General features: G+C 62.5%; 18 protein-coding genes. 13 read left to right on the top strand and 5 right to left on the bottom strand.

The window, feature by feature from the left end:
* Positions 1-382: 382 nt before the first annotated feature.
* From peaA to AC5QPF_RS27455, 6 genes are all read left to right on the top strand, one after another.
* Positions 383-1,960 (top strand): quinohemoprotein amine dehydrogenase subunit alpha, encoded by a 1,578-nt coding sequence (gene peaA / locus AC5QPF_RS27480; protein WP_494960773.1) that lies wholly within the window; start codon positions 383-385, stop codon positions 1,958-1,960.
* 46 nt (positions 1,961-2,006) lie between these two features.
* Positions 2,007-3,437 carry a quinohemoprotein amine dehydrogenase maturation protein gene (gene peaB, locus AC5QPF_RS27475; RefSeq protein ID WP_494960772.1) on the top strand — a complete coding sequence of 477 codons (1,431 nt, stop codon included), beginning with the start codon at positions 2,007-2,009 and terminating at the stop codon, positions 3,435-3,437.
* A 1-nt stretch (position 3,438) separates the two neighbouring features.
* Positions 3,439-3,762, top strand: coding sequence for a quinohemoprotein amine dehydrogenase subunit gamma (gene qhpC / locus AC5QPF_RS27470; RefSeq protein ID WP_494960771.1), 324 nt, complete (start codon positions 3,439-3,441; stop codon positions 3,760-3,762).
* Positions 3,763-3,794: 32 nt separating this feature from the next.
* Positions 3,795-4,916 (top strand): quinohemoprotein amine dehydrogenase subunit beta, encoded by a 1,122-nt coding sequence (gene peaD / locus AC5QPF_RS27465; RefSeq protein ID WP_494960770.1) that lies wholly within the window; start codon positions 3,795-3,797, stop codon positions 4,914-4,916.
* A gap of 259 nt (positions 4,917-5,175) precedes the next feature.
* Positions 5,176-5,688, top strand: coding sequence for a hypothetical protein (locus AC5QPF_RS27460; protein ID WP_494960769.1), 513 nt, complete (start codon positions 5,176-5,178; stop codon positions 5,686-5,688).
* 8 nt (positions 5,689-5,696) lie between these two features.
* The gene (locus tag AC5QPF_RS27455) at positions 5,697-6,137 is read left to right on the top strand and encodes a type II toxin-antitoxin system YafO family toxin (RefSeq protein WP_494960768.1); all 441 of its coding nucleotides are present in this window, start codon (positions 5,697-5,699) and stop codon (positions 6,135-6,137) included.
* Between the two features lie 18 nt (positions 6,138-6,155).
* Here AC5QPF_RS27455 and AC5QPF_RS27450 read toward each other — a convergent pair whose 3' ends face one another.
* Complete coding sequence (locus AC5QPF_RS27450) at positions 6,156-7,553, bottom strand: aminotransferase class I/II-fold pyridoxal phosphate-dependent enzyme (protein WP_494960767.1); 1,398 nt, start codon at positions 7,551-7,553, stop codon at positions 6,156-6,158.
* Between the two features lie 199 nt (positions 7,554-7,752).
* Between AC5QPF_RS27450 and AC5QPF_RS27445 the strand changes: the two genes are divergently transcribed.
* From AC5QPF_RS27445 to AC5QPF_RS27430, 4 genes are all read left to right on the top strand, one after another.
* Positions 7,753-8,955: a benzoate/H(+) symporter BenE family transporter gene (locus tag AC5QPF_RS27445; protein WP_494960766.1), complete on the top strand. Its 1,203-nt coding sequence runs from the start codon at positions 7,753-7,755 to the stop codon at positions 8,953-8,955.
* 86 nt (positions 8,956-9,041) lie between these two features.
* Positions 9,042-10,127 (top strand): diguanylate cyclase domain-containing protein, encoded by a 1,086-nt coding sequence (locus tag AC5QPF_RS27440; protein ID WP_494960765.1) that lies wholly within the window; start codon positions 9,042-9,044, stop codon positions 10,125-10,127.
* An 81-nt stretch (positions 10,128-10,208) separates the two neighbouring features.
* On the top strand, positions 10,209-11,816 hold the full coding sequence (locus AC5QPF_RS27435) for a response regulator (RefSeq protein WP_494960764.1): 1,608 nt from the start codon (positions 10,209-10,211) through the stop codon (positions 11,814-11,816).
* On the top strand, positions 11,816-12,511 hold the full coding sequence (locus tag AC5QPF_RS27430) for an ATP-binding protein (protein WP_494960763.1): 696 nt from the start codon (positions 11,816-11,818) through the stop codon (positions 12,509-12,511). The genes AC5QPF_RS27435 and AC5QPF_RS27430 overlap by 1 nt, the downstream gene beginning before the upstream one ends.
* 487 nt (positions 12,512-12,998) lie before the next feature.
* Here AC5QPF_RS27430 and AC5QPF_RS27425 read toward each other — a convergent pair whose 3' ends face one another.
* Complete coding sequence (locus AC5QPF_RS27425) at positions 12,999-13,442, bottom strand: PACE efflux transporter (RefSeq protein ID WP_494960762.1); 444 nt, start codon at positions 13,440-13,442, stop codon at positions 12,999-13,001.
* Positions 13,443-13,549: 107 nt separating this feature from the next.
* Between AC5QPF_RS27425 and AC5QPF_RS27420 the strand changes: the two genes are divergently transcribed.
* Both AC5QPF_RS27420 and AC5QPF_RS27415 read left to right on the top strand, forming a co-directional pair.
* Positions 13,550-14,425: a LysR substrate-binding domain-containing protein gene (locus AC5QPF_RS27420; RefSeq protein WP_494960761.1), complete on the top strand. Its 876-nt coding sequence runs from the start codon at positions 13,550-13,552 to the stop codon at positions 14,423-14,425.
* A 63-nt stretch (positions 14,426-14,488) separates the two neighbouring features.
* Positions 14,489-15,583: a hypothetical protein gene (locus tag AC5QPF_RS27415; protein WP_494960760.1), complete on the top strand. Its 1,095-nt coding sequence runs from the start codon at positions 14,489-14,491 to the stop codon at positions 15,581-15,583.
* 198 nt (positions 15,584-15,781) lie between these two features.
* Here AC5QPF_RS27415 and AC5QPF_RS27410 read toward each other — a convergent pair whose 3' ends face one another.
* Positions 15,782-16,666 carry an EamA family transporter gene (locus tag AC5QPF_RS27410; protein WP_494964260.1) on the bottom strand — a complete coding sequence of 295 codons (885 nt, stop codon included), beginning with the start codon at positions 16,664-16,666 and terminating at the stop codon, positions 15,782-15,784.
* A 278-nt stretch (positions 16,667-16,944) separates the two neighbouring features.
* Between AC5QPF_RS27410 and AC5QPF_RS27405 the strand changes: the two genes are divergently transcribed.
* Positions 16,945-17,436: a GNAT family N-acetyltransferase gene (locus AC5QPF_RS27405; protein WP_494960759.1), complete on the top strand. Its 492-nt coding sequence runs from the start codon at positions 16,945-16,947 to the stop codon at positions 17,434-17,436.
* Positions 17,437-17,475: 39 nt separating this feature from the next.
* On the opposite strand, the gene AC5QPF_RS27400 is transcribed toward AC5QPF_RS27405, so the two are convergent.
* Positions 17,476-17,754, bottom strand: coding sequence for a DUF6555 family protein (locus AC5QPF_RS27400; protein WP_494960758.1), 279 nt, complete (start codon positions 17,752-17,754; stop codon positions 17,476-17,478).
* Between the two features lie 253 nt (positions 17,755-18,007).
* Entirely contained in the window at positions 18,008-18,397 is a 390-nt protein-coding gene (locus AC5QPF_RS27395; protein WP_494960757.1) for an NUDIX domain-containing protein, read from the bottom strand.
* Between the last annotated feature and the right edge of the window lie 48 nt (positions 18,398-18,445).

Raw genomic sequence — 18,445 nt, 5'->3', positions numbered from 1 at the left:
TGAGTGAATGCCGGGGGCTTCGCAACGGCTGTGCCAAGGTCGCCGGAGCCGGTGAATTCAGGGGCGCGGCTCGGGTCCGATCCTCGCGAAGGCAGTGCCGGTCGTCGCAAAACGAGACGCCGGCTGAGACAGTCTCAAGTGCCTGAGACAACCGTCTCAGCCTGTCTCATCTGTCGCGAAACGCGCCGCGAGGCCCGGCCTGCGCGGGCCGCAAGCCCCGTGAAACAGCACTTCCGGCGTTTGGCACGCAATATGTATCGGCCCTTGCAAGCGGCTCTTCGGTGCGTGCTCTGCCCCTCTGTGGCCGACGGAAGAGACCTATAAGAAGTGTACGAACAATAAAACGAACAATAAAAAGCACGCCGTGGGAGGTCAGTCATCGATGAAGAGAACACTCAGGTTCGCCAGCGCCGGTGGCCTGCTGGCAGTGGCCGTCAGCCTTGCCTTGCAACCGCAGGTCAGCGAAGCCCGTGAGGGCCGGCAGATTTTGATGGAGACCTGCCAGGGTTGCCATCTGCCCGAGGGCAACGATGCCCTCAGCCGTATCAGCCACCAGCGCAAGACCCCGGAAGGCTGGCTGATGACCATCGGCCGCATGCAGACCATGCATCAACTGCAGATCAGCGACGAAGACCGTCGCACCCTGGTCAAGTACCTCGCCGATACTCAGGGTCTGGCGCCCAGCGAAACTGACGGCGTGCGCTACGCCCTGGAGCGGCGGCTGAACACCGTCGAGCAGATCGAGGAACCTACCAAGCAAATGTGCTCCCGCTGCCACTCTGGCGCGCGCATCGCGTTGCAGCGGCGCCCGGCTCAGGAGTGGGAGCGCCTGGTCAACTTCCACCTGGGTCAGTGGCCGTCGCTGGAATACCAGGCGCTGTCCCGCGATCGCGACTGGTTCGACCTGGCGAAGAAAGACATGGTCCCGCTGCTGGCGCAGAAGTATCCCTTCGACAGCAAGGCCTGGAGCGACTGGCAGAAGTCCATGCCCAGGGCCGCGATACTGGCCGGCGACTGGAGTTTCAGCGGCCACCTGCCTGGCAAGGGCGAGCTCAACGGGGTGATGAAGGTCACGTCCGAAGATGGAGATCGCTTCAAGGTTAGCGTCGACGGCCAGTACGCCGATGGTTCGCCGTTCAAGGGCGAGGGCAGCGCGGTGCTGTACAGCGGCTATGAGTGGCGCGGCACGGTGGACGTCGATGGCGTGAGCATGCGCCAGGTATTCGCCGCCCATGACGGCCAACTGGTGGGCCGCATGTTCGACAAGACCCATGACGAACGCGGCATCGATTTCAGCGCCGCGCAGCAGGGCAAGGCGCGCCTGCTGGCGGTCCAGCCGGGCTACCTGAAGGCCGGCAGCGAAAGCGAGCTGACCCTGGTGGGCAGCGGCCTCAGCGGCACGCCATCGTTCGGCCAGGGCGTGGAAGTGCTGCAGGTGATCGAGAACACCCCGCAGCGCATCAAGGTGCGGGTCAAGGCCGCCGCCGATGCTGTCAGCGGCCTGCAGGAGGTCAAGGTCGGTGCACTGGGTGGCCAGCAACTGGCGTTGTATCGCGAGATCGCCGAAGTGAAAGTGGTGCCGGCCTTCTCGGTGGCGCGGGTGGGTGACAACGGCGGTTCCACGCCGAAGGTCCAGGGAAGTTTCGACGCCGAGGCCTGGGGCAAGGGCGCCGATGGCAAGGACTATCGCATCGGTGTGTTCCCGGCCAAATGGAAGGTCGAGCCCTTCGACGAGCGTGCCCGCGAGGACGAGGACGTCAAGTTCGCCGGCGTGATGCAGGCCGACAGCGGCGTGTTCACACCAGGCGATGCCGGGCCGAACCCGGCGCGCAAGATGTCCACCAACAACGCTGGCAACCTCAAGGTCATCGCCGCCGTGGACGACGCGGGCAAGGCGCGTACCGGCGAGGGCCAGATGATCGTGACCATCCAGCGCTGGAACAACCCGCCGATCCCGTGATCCGGCGGTTTGACCTGGCCATGTCCGAGTTTTCGAGGAGGTTGTGATGGGTGCCATCCTGAACCTGGTAGAACGCAATCTGCATGAAGTGCGGGTCGACGATGCCCGCATGCTGTTCCATATCCCCAGCAGCTCGCTTTTCGCCAGCGACGCCCTGACCGGGGAAATCATCGACGCACTGCGCCGCGAAAGCTGTTCCAGCGATGCCTTGGTGCAACGCCTGGCGGCGCGGTTCGACGGTGCGGAAATCAACGAGACCCTGCGCGAACTGATCGCCCTGGAGCTGGTCAGCGACGGCTCGCCGCTGACGCCGGAGGTCGGGGCGAAGCGGGTCGAGCGCACGGCGCTGAACACCGTAGTGCTCAACGTCAACACCGGCTGCAACCTGAGTTGCACCTACTGCTACAAGGAAGACCTGGACAAGCCCTCGGCAGGCAAGCGCATGGATATCGAGACCGCAGTGGCCTCGGTGGAAATGCTGCTCAAGGAGTCGCCTGACGAGCCGGTGTACACCGTGGTGTTCTTCGGCGGCGAGCCGCTGAGCAATCGCAAGCTTATCGAGTATATGGTCGACTACTGCGAGCGACGTTTCAGCGAGGCGGGCAAGCGCGTGGAGTTCGTCATGACCACCAACGCGACCCTGCTGACCGAGGAGATCGTCGACTACCTCAATGCCCACCGCTTCGGGCTGTCGGTGAGCATCGACGGGCCGAAGACCGTGCACGACCGCAACCGCATCACCGTGGGCGGGCAGGGTACCTACGACGTGGTGCGGCGTAAGGCAGACATGCTGCTGTCGCGCTATGACAGCCGCCCGGTGGGCGCTCGGGTGACCCTGACCAAGGGTGTCACCGATATCGAGACCATCTGGAACCACCTGTTCAACGAGATGGGTTTCGCCGAGGTCGGTTTCGCCCCGGTGACGTCCGGTGATGTCAGTGCCTACAACCTCAGCAGTGAGGAACTGGTGGAGGTCTTCGCCAACATGAAGGCCTTGGGTCGGCGTTACCTGGAGGCGGCGCTGGAGCATCGCAACATCGGTTTTTCCAACCTGCACCAACTGCTCACCGACATCCACGAAGGCCATAAGAAGGCGCTGCCCTGCGGCGCCGGCCTGAAGATGCTGGCGGTGGATCACAAGGGCGAGCTGAATCTCTGTCACCGCTTCACCGGCTCGTCGCTGCCGACCTTCGGCAACGTGCACAGCGGGGTGAAGCAGGTCGAGCTCAACGACTTCCTCTCCCAGCGCCTGGACCGCACCAACACCGGTTGCGACAGCTGTCGCATCCGCAATCTGTGCTCTGGCGGTTGCTACCACGAGAGCTACGCCCGCTACGGCGACCCGGCCCATCCGACCTACCACTATTGCGAACTGATGCGTGACTGGGTGGACTTCGGCATCGAAGTCTACAGCCGGATCATGGCCGAGAATCCGGCCTTCATCAGCCGCTACATCACCGCGCGCAAGGTCCACTGACATGAAGCATCTGAAACCGATCAACAACAAAGCGCTGAAACTGGAACAGGCCGCGCAAGAGAACCGCATCGAGGAAGTGGTGGCGATGAACTCGGTCGCCGGTTGCGCCTCGACCACCGACCCGGGCTGGGAGATCGACGCTTTCGGCGGCGTCTCGTCGTTGTGCCAGCCGATGGAGTCGGACCTCTACGGCTGCTCCGACCCTTGCTGGTGGCCAGCCCAGGTGCCGGACATGATGAGCACCTTCCCCGACTGGAACAAGGACGCGCAGTCCTCCGGGGATGGCTGGCGCAACCTCGGCACCGTATTCCCGGACGACAAATGAGCCCCCGGGCGAACAAGAAGAGGGATATCTCCATGCTGCACATTGCAACCCGCGGCCTGGCCGCCCTGGTGGCGCTCGGCGCGACCACCGGCCTGGCCCAGGCGGCCGACGAAGGCAAGGCGCTGAAGGCTGGCCACGAGTACATGGCCGTCACCAACTACCCGAACAACCTGCACGTCATCGATCTTGGCAGCGACAAACTGTACAAGACCTGCGCCATGCCCGACGCCTTCGGCCCGGGCTCGGTACAGATGTCGCCGGACAAGCGCATCGCCTACGTGCTCAACAACCACTACGCGGATATCTATGGTGTCGAACTGGACAGCTGCAAGCAGGTGTTCCACGCCAGCATCACCCAGTTGCCGGGGGAGAAGGCGCGCTCGATGTTCTCCTTCACCGTCAGCCATGACGGCAAGGAGATCTACACCGTCGCCAACCCGACCAAGCTGTTCAGCGACCACTACGAAGTGCAGCCGCCGCGGCTGGATGTCTACGGCACCGATGCTGGATTGAATGCCAAACCGCTGCGCAGCTTCCCGGCGCCGCGCCAGCTGACCATCATGCAGAGCGGCGACGACGGCACGCTGTACGTGGCAGGTCCCGACATCTACAAGGTCGACGTGAAGACCGGCAAGTTCGACGTCATCGTCCCCAGCCGTCACTGGAAGCGCCCCAACTACAGTGCGCCGGACGTGCTCTACGTGTGGAACCAGCAGACCTGGCGGCATGAGTTCTCGCTGCTCTACACCACGGCGAAATTCACCGACGAGAAGCAGGATCCGGCGACGGCGCAGAACCTGTATGGCTTCTTCAGCGTCGACCTCAAGACCGGCAAGAGCGAGACCGTGGACTTCGGCCCGCTGACCGAAATCTACTTCAGCGGCATGCGCTCGCCCAAGGATCCGAACGTGGTGTATGGCGTGCTCAACCGGCTGGCCAAGTACGACATCAAGGAGAAGAAACTGATCAAGGCCGCGACCCTGGATCATTCGTACTACTGCGTGTCGATGAACAAGGCGGGGAGCAAGGTGTACCTGGCGGGGACGTACAACGACGTGGCGATCTTCGATGCGGACAGCCTGAAGCCGCTTGGCAAGATCCAGCTGCCGGGTGGGGATATGGCGATTACTACGGCGCAGGTGTTCGTGCGGTAGGCATCGGTCGAGGACGCGATTCCCCTTGCGGTCCCGAATTCGGGACCGCTTTCATTCCATCGCACCACCGTTCGTCGTAAATACCGTTCCTGGATGAGCTGTGAAAATCCACATTTGTCTTACCTATACTGACGACACGGTTTTTTGTAATACCCAGTCACCAGAACGCCGCGTGGACGGTAATTGACTATTTTGACCCGGGGTCGATAATCGCGGTCCTGCCTGGCCACGAGCCAACGTCATCAACACGGAGCTTTCCATGTCCCTCAAAGCGAATGCGCCGGCTTCTGCACTGTTTGTCGCAGCCCTCGCCTTGATCAGCGACTACGCTGCGCTCTCCGAGCAGGGTGCCAGCGGTCATTCCCCAGTGGCTTCCACGAGTGAATCCGCAGCAGTCCTCAAGCTCCGTTCAGTGATCGCGGCTCTCGCCAGCGGCTGGAACGATCTTGATACCCACTACGCGCGCAGCGTAGAGAAGATCGCCACCCTGACCTCGCTCGACGAAGAACACTTCCTGCGCAACATGGAACTCCTCAAGGCGATCCGTCAGCTTGAGGAGGCGCTGCGTGATACGCGGGTTCCCTCTGCGCTGAGCAACGAACATGAGCAATTGCGCAGATCCGTTGCAAAGGTTCGTACCCGTCTTGCAACCATGGATCTGATGTACCGGCAGTTCTTCGTTCGTCCCGATGAGTTTCCGAGTGAGGTCGAGCCTCAAGCCCTTCGGGATCTTGCGGACTACACCACGAAACGGATTGCGAAAATCGCCTAAGGGAACCAATGGCTTTCGAGGTCTCCTTCCATCCAGAAACATTCGAGGCCTTCTTCCTTCCTGTCGACGCCAAGCACCCAGGCTTGTCGGAAATCTTGAAGACGGAATTCAGCCGGTATATCGAGTCGGATCGTTTGCACATTCCGGCAATCTTCGGTCGCGATGCACCCTATACCCAACCAGCGTCTGCTTTGCTGGCTTGCCTGATGCACATCCACGTACGCATTCCTCCTGCACGTTTTCGCACCGGGGTTCCCCAGCGAGACCGGGTATGCAGGAACGGGCGCCCGGGTGAGGACGCCGCACTGGTCTACGTTCCTGGCGAGCTTTACGAAAACCGCATTCTGATATTGGCTTTTCTCTGGCCTGATGCTCACGGAAAAGCCCGTGATCGGGAAATCATGCGCTATTTGTCCAGGTTGGCCAGTGAGTGGAGAGCGCAGAACTGATTGGCGCCAGTCCCCGGCTCAGTAAAACCGCCGCGGATCCGAAACCCCCACCAGGCTCGCCAGCTGCGTCAACGCAAACTTCAATTCATCCTCCCGCGTCGGCGACATCAGCACCACCCGAACCCCACGACTCCCGCCACTACGCTCGGCCTGGAACTGCGATCCACTGAGCACCTTCACCCCCTGCGCCCGCGCCAGGGTGGCGAACTCATCCGCGTTCCACGGCTCCGGCAATTCCAGCCACAGGTGATAGCTGTGCGGTTCGGCCTTCACCTTCACGCCGTGCAATATCTCCCTCGCCAGCGCCTGGCGCTTCGCCGCTTCCTCGCGTTGCAGCTTCACCAGCCGCTGGTCCAGCCCTTGCTCGATGATGTTGCTGGCCAGTTGCGCGGTGAGCGGAGAGGGCATCCACACGCTGCTGCGCACCATGGCGGTCAGGCGCGAGAGCAGGCGCGGCGGGCTGTACAGGTAGCCGATACGCAGCGCCGGCAGTACCGACTTGGACAGGCTGGTGAGGTACACCGAACGCTCCGGTGCATAGCTTGCCAGCGGTCGCAGCGTGGTGTCGGTGGCAAGGAACCCGTAGATATCGTCATCGAGGATCAGAAAATCGAATTCCTCGGCGATGGCGGCAATCTCCGCCCGGCGCTGGTGCGACATGGTCGCGGTGGTCGGGTTCTGGCAGGTAGCGACGCACACTAGCATCTTCGGCCGCTCGCGCTGACAGACTTCACGCAACGAGGCCGGGATGATGCCTTCTTCGTCCATCTCCACCCCGCGCAAGCGCCGTTGCAGGCTGTGGGCCAGAGAGATGATCCCCGGGTAGCACAGCGATTCGCAGAGGATCAGGTCACCGCTTTCGGTCAGCGCACTGATCGCCACCAGCAAACCATGCTGGGCACCGGCGGTGATCACCACCTGCTGCCAGACCGTGTCCGGCAACCACTGCCGCAGCCAGTGCGCCCCCGCCTCGCGATGCGCCGGGTGGCCGCCATCCGGTGCGTAGTCCAGGGCCTGGGCGAAGTCGGTGCCATTGGCCAGGTCCACCAGCGCGCCGCGCAGCCAGGTGGAGGCGGTGTCGCCCGCAGGCTTGATGATCGACAGGTCGAGCACCGGTGGCATCACCGACAGGCTCGCCGGTTGCACCACGGGCTCCACGATGACCGGCTCGGCCAGTGGCGTCGCCCGCACATAGGTGCCGCGCCCCACTTCCCCTTGCAATAACCCGCGCCGCTGCGCCTCGCCATAGGCGCGGCTCACCGTACCCGGGGTGACCTGCAACGCCTGCGCCAGCTCGCGCAGGGTTGGCAGGCGCTCGCCCGGCTTGAGCGCACCGCTGGCGATATCACGGCCCAGCGCGTCGGCGATGGACAGGTACACGGGTTGATTGAAGGCGTTGAGCAGGGGGACCCACATGGACGAACTACCAATGGAAACAAGTGCGCCGAGCCTATCACATCGCAGCAATCGGCCTGTGCCGCGGAGCAATCCTGGCGGCGTATGGGTGAGGAGAATATTTCAAATTGTTTAATTGAGTCTATTGAATTGATTCGATTGAATCGAATAGATTTGAAATTAATCGAATCAATTTGCTGCATAGCCATGGGAGAGCTGCATGGAACACCTCAGAAAGGACCTTTCGCTGTCGGCGGTCGTCGCCGGACTGATCGCTGTGATCATTTCCTACGCCGGCCCGCTGATCATCGTCTTCCAGGCCGCACGTGAGGCACAGCTGGCGCCGGATGAGGTGTCGTCGTGGATCTGGGCGATTTCCATCGGCAGTGGTGTCACCGGCCTGCTGCTGAGCTGGCTCCTGCGTGCGCCGGTGATTACCGCCTGGTCGACACCGGGCGCGGCCTTGTTGGTGTCGATGCTGCCGCAGGTGTCGTTGGCCGAGGCGATCGGCGCCTACATCGTCGCTGCGCTGGTGATCGCCGTGGTCGGCTTGAGCGGTGCCTTCGACCGCCTGATGAGCCGCCTGCCCAAGGCCATCGCCGCCGCCATGCTGGCCGGCATCCTGTTCCGCTTCGGCGCCGAGCTGTTCACCTCGATCAAGCTGCAACCGGCGCTGGTCTTGGCCATGTTCGCCAGCTACCTGCTGTTCAAGCGCCTGTCGCCGCGCTACGCGATTCTCTCGGTGCTGATCGTCGGCTGCGTGGTCGCCGGATCGCTCGGGCAACTGAATGCCTCGGCATTGACCCTGGCCCTGGCCGAGCCGAAGTTCACCGCGCCGCAGTGGAGCTGGCACGCCATCATCAACATCGGCCTGCCCCTGGCGCTGGTCAGCCTGACCGGGCAGTACGTGCCGGGCATGGCGGTGATGCGCAGCGCCGGCTACGGCACGCCGGCGCGGCCGATTCTCGCAGTCACCGCCCTCGGCTCGGTGCTGCTGGCCCCCTTCGGCTCCCATGGTTTCAACCTCGCGGCCATCACCGCCGCCATCTGCACCGGCCGTGAAGCTCATGAACAGCCAGGCAAACGCTATATCGCCGGGATCGCCTGCGGCCTGTTCTACATCCTCATGGGCACCTTCGGCGCGACCCTGGCCTCGGTGTTCGCCGCCTTGCCTCGCGAGCTGATCGCGGCCCTTGCCGGTCTGGCCCTGTTCGGCGCGATCATGACCGGCCTGGCCGGCGCCATGGCCGACGAGCAGCAACGCGAGCCGGCGCTGATCACTTTCCTGGTGACGGCCTCGGGCATGAGCTTCCTCGGCCTGGCGGCAGCCTTCTGGGGTCTGATCTTCGGGCTGGTGGCGCACGCGGCGCTGAACTGGAATCGCCAGCGCAAGGCTGCTGCCGCAGGCGTTGCTGCCAACTAGCGCACACCTGGGACCGGAAGATTGGACGGCAATAGTGGCAATTAGCTATTTTAGAGCTGCTTTCCTTTCTCTCCGGCCCCTGTTCCATGACTGCCTTCGACTGGCTCGCCCTTGGCACATCGCTGATGTTGCTGGCCCTGCTGCTGCGCGCCCGTCGCCTCGAACGGCGTCTGCGCGCGCGCCTGGCGGTGTGCCAGATCCGCCTCGACAACCAGCCGCAGAGCCCGCCGACGTTCGTCCCCCGCGACGACAGCGAGCGCTACCAGCGCAGCCAGTACTTCGCGCGCATCGGCACCTGGGATTGGGACATCGACACCGAGACCCTGTACTGGTCCGATGCCATTTACGGGATGTTCGGCTATCAGGTGGGTGAGATTACTCCGAGCTACGAGCGCTTCTGCAATGCCGTGCACCCGGACGACCGCGCGCAGGTCCGCGCTGGCGAACTGCGCTGCATCGAGACCGGCAACAACCACGACGAGGAATACCGCGTGGTCTGGCCCGACGGCAGCATTCACTGGCTGCGTGAGACCGGCAATATCGTGCGCAACGCCGACGGCGTGGCGGTGAAGATGATCGGCGTGGTTCGCGAGATCACCGAGGAAAAGGCCTGGGCCAGCCAGCTCCAGCAACTGGCCCACAGCGACGTGCTGACCGGCCTGCCCAACCGCCTGGTGCTCGAGCACCGGCTGTTGCAGGCGCTGGCACAGGCCCGGGAAAGCGACGGCCAGGTAACCCTGGTGTTTCTCGACCTCAATGGCTTCAAGGCGATCAACGACCAGCACGGCCACGCCGTCGGCGACCGCGTGCTGGTGCTGATTGCCCGGCGGCTCAAGCAAATGCTACGTGCCGCCGATACCGTAGCGAGGATTGGTGGCGACGAGTTCGTTCTGGTCCTTGATGGAATGCCCGAAGGGGAGGGCGGCGAGGCCGAGCTGCATGGGCTGTGCCGCCGCCTGATCGACACCCTGGCCGAGCCGATCAGCCTGGCCGAAGGCACCCTGCAGGTGGGCAGCAGCCTGGGCGTGGCGGTATTTCCGCAGCACGCCACGGGCATGGATACGCTGCTCCACGCCGCTGACCTGGCGATGTATGAAGCCAAGCGCAGTGGCGACAATCAGTACCGGCTGGGAAGCCAAGGGTTGCTGGCGACGGCCGACGGTCATACCTGACCGGGGCGGCCTCGCGGGTTGCGCCGGGCCTGTTCTTGTGTGTCGTGTGCGTTTCAATAATTTCCAGGACAGGTTTTGCGGATGCTGGTCTACAGCCAAAAGAGTTTTCTCATCGTCGATGACTTCACCGATTTCCGCACATCGTTGCGTTCGATGCTGCGCGAGGCGGGGATCAAGGACGTCGACACCGCCGAAAGCGGCGAGACGGCGATCCGCATGTGCGGGCAGAAGCGCTACGACTTCATCCTGCACGACTTCCACATGGGCGACGGCAAGAAGAATGGCCAGCAGGTCCTCGAAGACCTGATGCTGGACAAGCTGATAAGCCACGAAGCGATCTTCGTCATGATCACCGCCGAGAGTAGCCAGGCCGTGGTCCTCAGTGCCCTCGAACACGAGCCCGACGCCTACCTGACCAAGCCGTTCAACCGCCTCGGCCTGACCCAGCGCCTGGACAAGCTGGTGCAGCGCAAGACCTTGCTCAAGCCGATTCTCCAGGCCCTCGATCGTGGCAACCCGGCGCAAGTGCTGGTGGCCTGCGAGCAGTTGTGCAAGAAAGACCCGCGCTTCGCCCCGCTGTGCCTGCGCTATCGTGCCGACGCCATGGCCGCGCTGAATCGCCACGAAGAACTGGAACGTTTTCTCAAGGCCATCCTCGCCAACCGCCCGACCCCCTGGGCCTACTCGGCATTGGGCAAGCTGCTGTTCAAGCGCGGCCAGACCAGCCAGGCCAAGGAGATCTACGAGCAGGCGATCAAGGCCTTCTCGATGATGCCGGGGCTGTACGACGGCCTCGCCGAAGTGCTCATGGCCAGCGGCGAAAACCGTCGCGCCCAGCACGTGCTGGAAGACGCCGTGCGCCTGTCGCCGCTGGCGGTGAAACGGCAGATGCTGCTGGGCAAGCTGGCCTTGGGCAACGCCGATTTCGACGGTGCCTCGAAGGCTTATCGCCAGGCCGTCAGCCAGGGCCAGAACTCGCGGTTCAAGGACCCGGAAAGCAACCTCGGCCTGGCCCAGGCGCTGATCCAGAAGAACGCCGGCAACGGTCTCGACGCGCGCACCCGGGTCGAGATCAACCAGGTGCTTGGTGACGTCGCCAAGCAGTACGCCGAGGACCAGGGCTTGCAGGTCCGTGCGCGCCTGATCAAGGCCACCGGCGTGGCCCAGGCCGGCGATGCCGAGACCGCCGCCAAGCTCACCGAGGCGGCCATGGCGCGCCTGGAAACCATGGACCAGTTCTTCTCCGCCGAGGCCGCCCTGGCCGTCGCCGCCCAGCTCAAGCAATTGGGCCAGGAAGACGCAGGCAAGAACATTCTGAAGAACTGCGTCGAGGTCTACGGTGACGACAACGCGGTGATGCAGAGCATCGCCAAGCTCACCGACGACCCGGCCATCCTCGGTGCCGGCAACGAAGCCGTCGACCTCAATCGCCAGGGTGTGCGCAGCTACCAGGCCGGTAACCTGGACGAAGCGTTGAGCCTGTTCCGCAAGGCATTGAAGCTGCAATCGAAGAACATCAGCATCGCCCTCAACACTGCCCAGGCCTTGTTGCGCGTGGGTGGGGAGAATCCGCCGGCGGCGGTGCTGCAGGAGTGTCGCGAGTGCCTGGCCAAGGTGGCCGGGATTCCCGACACCGATCCGCGCTATGAGCGCTACCGCAAACTGCGCATTCGCGCTGTGGGGTCATGATGTCCAGGGACAAGGAATCGGGGCTGGATTTTTCCACGGTGATCGCCTCCACCGTGCACGACATGAAGAACTCGCTGGCCATGCTCATGCAGGCTCACAGCCAATGGCTGGCGCGCCTGCCAGAGGGGCATCAGCAGGCGCCGGAGCAGGTGGTGATCGAGCACGAGTTCGTCCACCTCAACGGCATGCTGGTGCAACTGCTCGGCCTGTACAAACTGGGGATCAACCAGTTGCCGATGCTGCCCGACTACCACGACCTCGACGACTTCATCGGCGGCCTGCTCGCCGGCTACCAGGAGATCCTCGACAGCCGCGGCATCATCGCCCGCTACGAGATCGACGAAGCCACGCCGCTGGGGTTCTTCGACCGCGAGCTGGTGGGGTCGGTGATTTCCAACATCATCAACAACGCCACCCGCTATGCCGGGCATGCCTTGCTGGTGACCGTGTGCGAGGAAAACGAAGCGCTGGTGATCAGCGTCAACGACGACGGCGCCGGCTTCCCCGCAGCGATGATCGCCCAGCAGGATGAGTACGTGCAGGGTATCGAGCACAGTACGGCGAGTACCGGACTGGGGCTGTATTTCGCCGCACGCATCGCCGCACTGCACGCGCGCAACGGGGTACCGGGGCGTATCGAGATCGCCAATGGCGGGGCGCTGGGGGGCGGGCTGTTCAGGTTGTACCTGCCCTGAAGTATTAATCACTTCCGGGGATTGACGGGGCTTGCGATCAAGGTGAGCGTGGCAGTGTGCGGTGTGAGTGGTGCACGTTCGATCTTCCTGATTCGGGAGTATCCGAAATGGCCCATTTACCCGCAGGCCCATGCCTGCAACACAGCGCTATCGCCGTTCTCTTTGCCCTGACGGTTTCTGCCCATGCCAGCGCTGCAGACGCGGAATGCGACGCCAGGTGGAGGGAGTCTTCCGCCTACCGCACGTGTTCGTTGCATGATTCGACACAGTCACCGAAGGGGGTCTGCACTTTGGTGACCGTGTGCGACGAAACGTCGGGCCTTGGTGGCGAGATGATCACCTCCACCTGGACGCTGGGCAGCGTGTCGAAGCTGAGCAACAGCAACGGCATGTTGGCCGGTGGTGACGTGCCAAAACCTGTCGCGCCCGTCACTCCCGCACGGGTTCCACTACCGGAACAGTAGTGGAGGGAGCCGGTCCGAAGCCTTCAACCTGCATCCGGGCACTGCACCGGTTTCGCCGAGTCGGGCACATCGAACAGTTTGTCGAAGCCCCACTGAAAGGCGAACGCATAGAAAAAGAAGAACACGAACAGCCCCAGGTTGGTCATCAGCCCTTGGAGCAGGCTGATGTCCAGCCAGTAGCTGACCAGCGGCACCAGGAGGAGGGTCAAGCCACCTTCGAAGCCGACCGAATGGATCACACGTCGGCCGAAGGTACGCTCGCGGTTCGCCAGGGTGCGCTCGATCCGTTCGAAGACATGGTTGTAGAGCATGTTCCAGCTCACCGCGATGGTCGAGATGAGCAGGGACAGTGCGGTGGAGTGTGCGAGCCCGCTGTCGTAGAAGAGGGTGAAGGCCGGGGCGATGAAGAACACCGCCACCAGTTCGTAGGCCGCAGCCTGGAAGATCTTGCGTTTCAGGCCCTGCATGGTTGCACCTGTGTGTGGGTCGTTCAGCGCATGGAACGGCATATCGGGGCGGTGCTCAATTTCCCTATACTCAACGCCCTTGAGCAGAGCTGAATTGACAGGGTGCCATGTTCAATCACTTGCCGTTGAATGCGCTGAGGTACTTCGAAGCGGTTGCCCGGCTGGGCAGCCTCAAGCGTGCAGCTGTGGAGCTGTCGGTGACATCGTCGGCGGTGTCGCTGCAAGTGAAGAGCCTTGAGGAATGGCTGGGCACCACCGTTTTCAAGCGAACGTCCAGTGGGCTGGTGCTGACCGCTGCGGGGGAAACCGTCTTCAGGTCGGCGCACACGATGCTGTACGAACTGTCCGTCGTGCTGAACACGCAGCGCCGGAACAAGGACGTCGACACCCTCAACGTCACCACCACGCCGGAGTTCGCCGCCCTGTGGCTGGTGCCGCGCCTGGAGGATTTCTACCGGCGCCATCCGGGCATCCGCATCCGTGTCGTGCCCGACACCGAAGTGGTCGACCTGCTGCGCAACCACGATGTGCATGTCGCCATTCGCGCCACCAGCCAGGATTATCCGGAGCTCTACCAGGAAACATTGCTCGACGAGCGCTTCGGCGTGTTCGCCGCCCCGGAGCTGCTGGCCCGGGCGGGAGACGATCCGCCGCGGTTGATCGACCTGTCCTGGAATGCCAATGCCAGCGCGCCGATCTCCTGGGCGGACTGGTGCGGCCAGACCGGCCTGCAGGCATGGCTGGGCAAGGAGATGCTCGATTACTACAACGAGCACCTGGCGCTGCAGGCGGCGATTTCAGGGCAGGGCTACGTGCTCGCCAGTCGTGTGCTGGCGGCCGGCAGTGTCAGGGAGGGAGCGCTGGCGCCGTACCGGGGCGAGACCCTGTTGCCTGGCAAGTGCTACATCGCCCTTTGTGCGCCTGGGAAGGAGCGGCATGCCAGTGTCAGGGCGTTTCTGGATTGGTTGCATACGCAAGTTTGAGAGGGCGTGTGCGGGACCCTCGTCGTATCCCGCTCAAGGACTATTTTTCAAGGGACAGCCGTAATGCCATTGTTGGATTTTCGGGAAATCGCTTCGGCGAACAGAGCCTATAACACTTCACAAGCACTGCCTTTGGGACAATCTACCTCGGTCGATGACTTCGAGTTATTTGCCCAGGAGTTCTTTACTTCCGTGAGGAAGATGAAGATTTTCAAGAGCGTTTCGAATGGTCCTGACCAAGGTATCGACCTCGGCGTTGTGGATGCTTCTGGGGCTCGTTGGCTGGTCAGTTGCAAGCATTATGCGCATAGCGACAAGCCCGTGCCCCACGACAAGGAGTCCGGGATCATCGAGCGAATCATCGCCTGGGACTGCAAAGGCTTCATTGGCTTCTACACCACCGTTCCGACTGCGACTCTGGCGCAACAGATCACCAGTGCAGGTAAGTTAGGTTTTCAGGTCGAGACCTACACCAAGGAAATGATCGAGGCGGATCTATTGGGGTCTTCGATCGGGACCATCATCGCAGCCCGATACTTTCCAAAGTCGATGACCAATCACTATCGTCAGCTGATTGCCACGCTTGATGAGTTCAAGGTCAACGACGTGCAGCTCGTCGATGGCGAGGCCCGCCTGGGCAATATTCGGCAGTTTGTCGCAAGTTACAGTCCAGTGGAGATCGAGCAAGTAAAAATAGAACTGGCCTATATGCAAAACCTGCGCGCAACTGCTCGCCAGCATCAGCCTTACTTTGCCAGGGCAGTGCAGGACGCGGTGGCATTGGGGGCGAAGTTCTTTCAGCAAACTTCCGGGCTGCCCGACTATTTCTGTGGCCACTCCCCGACCTGGGATGCTTACGAACTCGGCAACGAGCGCAGTCTGGAACAGATCTATTTCGTCGCTGCGGTATGGTCGTTCTGGGACTGGCGCCAAGCGCATGACGACCTTGCCAAGGCACTCACGATCCGCGCCTTTTCCCATCTTGGAGAGATTCGCAATCAGAACGACTTGCAGGCATTGGTCGATGACGAGGAATACAGTGAGTCACTGGAATCACACAAGTCCAGGGGACTGCTGACCATCGGCTGGATCAGTCAGAAAATGCCGGAAGGCAAGCGGGACATCCTTGGCAGGCTGTTTCTTTTCGGTCAGGTGTAAGCGGGTGGCAGCTGTACGTGGGTTGACAGACCGAGAATAGAGGAACCCGGCGCGCAGCGAGTGCGCCCCACGCACAGCCGCCATAAGCCGTTATCCGGACATGAAATGCTCCGGCATCGGGGATGGCGCTGAGGATTCACTATTGATCGGCCTGTCAAAGCCGGTCGTCAAACCACAACGACGGAGGCAAGCCTAGGCCTACCTCGCCTTGCGTGCGCTCAGCGCCATTCCCACCCCACCCAGCACCACCGCCGAAATTACCATCAGGCGCAGCGACAACGGCTCGCTCAACAGCAGCACGCCGCCCAGCGCGGCGATCACCGGCACGCTCAGTTGCATCGTCGCTGCCTGCTGCGCGCTGACCTGCCCGAGCACGCCATACCACACTGCATAGCCCGCACCGGAGGCGAGCACGCCCGATCCGAGAGCATAGAGCAGACCGTGGCCGGTGATGCGCAACTCATCCGAGAACAGCACCAGCAACAGGGGCGCCGCCAGCAGCGGCAGGCTGCGCAGGAAATTGCCGGCGGTGTCCGCCAGCGGATTGGCCGAGCCCTTGCCGATCAGCGAATAGGCGCCCCAGGCGATACCGGAAATCACCATGAACAACGCACCCAGCGGTGCGGGGGCATTGGCGCCGGGCACTAGCAGGGCGACCAGTCCGGCAAAAGCGATGAGCATGCCCGCCAGCACCCGTGCCTGGATGCGATCGCCCTTGAACCAGGAGAAGGCGAACATGGTGATCTGCACCGCGCCGAACAGGATCAGCGCACCCACACCGGCACCCAGCTGCACATAAGCGATGGAAAACAGCCAGGCATACAGGAACAGCGCCAGCCCGCCTTTCCAAGTGCCGCCCACATCTTTGCCGGGCTGGCGCAACCTGAGCAGGCAGAACAGGAACAGCGTCCCGCTCAGCAGGCGCACCGCAGTGAAGGCGTGCGCATCGATATCGCCATGGACCAACGCCATGCGGCAGAAGATCGAGTTGGCCGCGAACGCCAGCAGGGCGAAGGCTGCAGGGCCGATCCAGGTGGTGGGTGCGGGGAGAGAGGCAGAGCCCGTCGTCTTGTGGTTGTTCATCTCAACGTTGCCCATGTGTAGAAAAGCTTTGTGGCCTTGATTGCGCTGATTGCATCGAATTACGCTCATCAAGGCGTCTTGTGCAATTCATAGAGGGCATTGTCTGCGCCGGCAAAGAAGTTTTTCTTTGTCGTGACAGCTTGCTGCTTTGGTCGTAGTCCCTGTCAGCGATGCAAAAAGGCTCTGGCATCTGTATGGCGAGCGCAAAGCGGATCTGTGTCTAACGTGGCATCCGCAACGGATCTAGCATCGACTTCTCCAACCAAGGTATGAGTGCGATGAGCGATATTCCGGGTGATCTGGACTTTGCGGAGCTGAAGGTGCGCAGGCTGCGACCTGGGGATGACGAGATGATCTGCCGCCACCGCGAGGCGATGTTTCTCGAGGCCGACGGTGACCCGGCGACCCTTCGACAGATGACCGAGCATTTTCGGCCCTGGCTGCAACCGCGTCTGGTGGATGGGCGTTACTATGGTTTCGTGCTGGAGGAGGGCGGGCAGGTGGCGGCGGCGATCGGCCTGATGAGCATCGACTGGCCGCCGCATCCGGCTCATCCGGAGCGGGATCAGCGCGGGTATGTGCTGAATGTGTATGTCGAGCCGGAGTATCGGCGGCGGGGGCTGGCGTCGAAATTGATGCTGCTGGGCGAGGCGGAGTTTGCGCGGCGCGGACTGGGCTTTGCGGTGTTGCATGCGACCGAGGCGGGGCGGCCGGTGTATGCGGGGTTGGGGTGGAAGGCGACGGCGGAGATGGCGAAGGTGCTGGGTTGAGGTGTAGTGGGGCCTGCAAAGCAGGCCCTGACTACGCCGCTACTCTGCGAACTTGCCCGTATCGATCGGCATCGGCACGAACTCCGGCCCCTGCCCGGAGATCCGCCAGCGCACATTGGAGATGCCATAGCGCTCGGCCATGGGGCGGCTGACTTTCTTGATCTTGTGCTGACCAAATCGCGGAATCACGCCCACCCCCGCATCGCAACTCGCCCAGTGCCAGGCCTCGGTGTTGTCCATGCGGTCGAGGCGGATGATGAAGGTGCGGTGCTGTCCCTGAAGCTCGTATTCGATTACGTACAATTGTTGTCCTGCCATTGGAATCCCCTCCGTTCCGTCCACGCCTATTGAGCGAGAGGGTATGAAAAAATTCATTCGGATTGAGTCGGCGGCGAAAACGCTCGCGCCCCGCGCGGGTGCGGGGCTGTCCAGGGTTTCGTTGCGAAAGCCGTGCCGAATCCTGGAGTCTGTTCTGCCCCAGCAAAATCAGGGAAATGTTGATGTGCGGTGGTCGAGGCCGATTGCAACTTGCATGATCGGGCGCTTGGCCACCGTGCAAAGCGCGGGGTCCTCAGACGCTGAGCGCGGGTAATCGGCGGGTCATCAGGGCGGCAGCGGTCGGGGTGAGCAGGTCGGCACTCAGTTGCTCGCGCTTCACCCATTTGCAGGCGGCGATTTCGTTATCCGCGATGGCGTCGGTGAAGTCGTCGCAATGGGTGGTGAAGACATGGTGGACGACATTACCCACTTCGAGGGTGCATAGCTGCAGCAGTCCCACGCAACGCAAGCGGGTTTCCTCCTCCAGTTCGCGGGCGGCGGCCTGAACCGGGTTTTCCCCAGCTTCGATGGTGCCGCCGGGGAAATTCCATTTGCCGCCTTTCTTGCGCACGAGAAGTACCTTGCCACTGCGCAGGCAGATGATGGTGGCTCTTGCCTTGTATCTGCGGCTTTTTCCTGACATCGGGTAGATCCTGTGGTTCGGATTCCATAAACGCCGTGTTTAAAACAC

It is taken from the genome of Pseudomonas sp. Con_6, from assembly GCF_059379395.1.
Note: the sequence above shows the minus strand (reverse complement) of the source record. Positions and strands in the feature narration are given on the sequence as shown.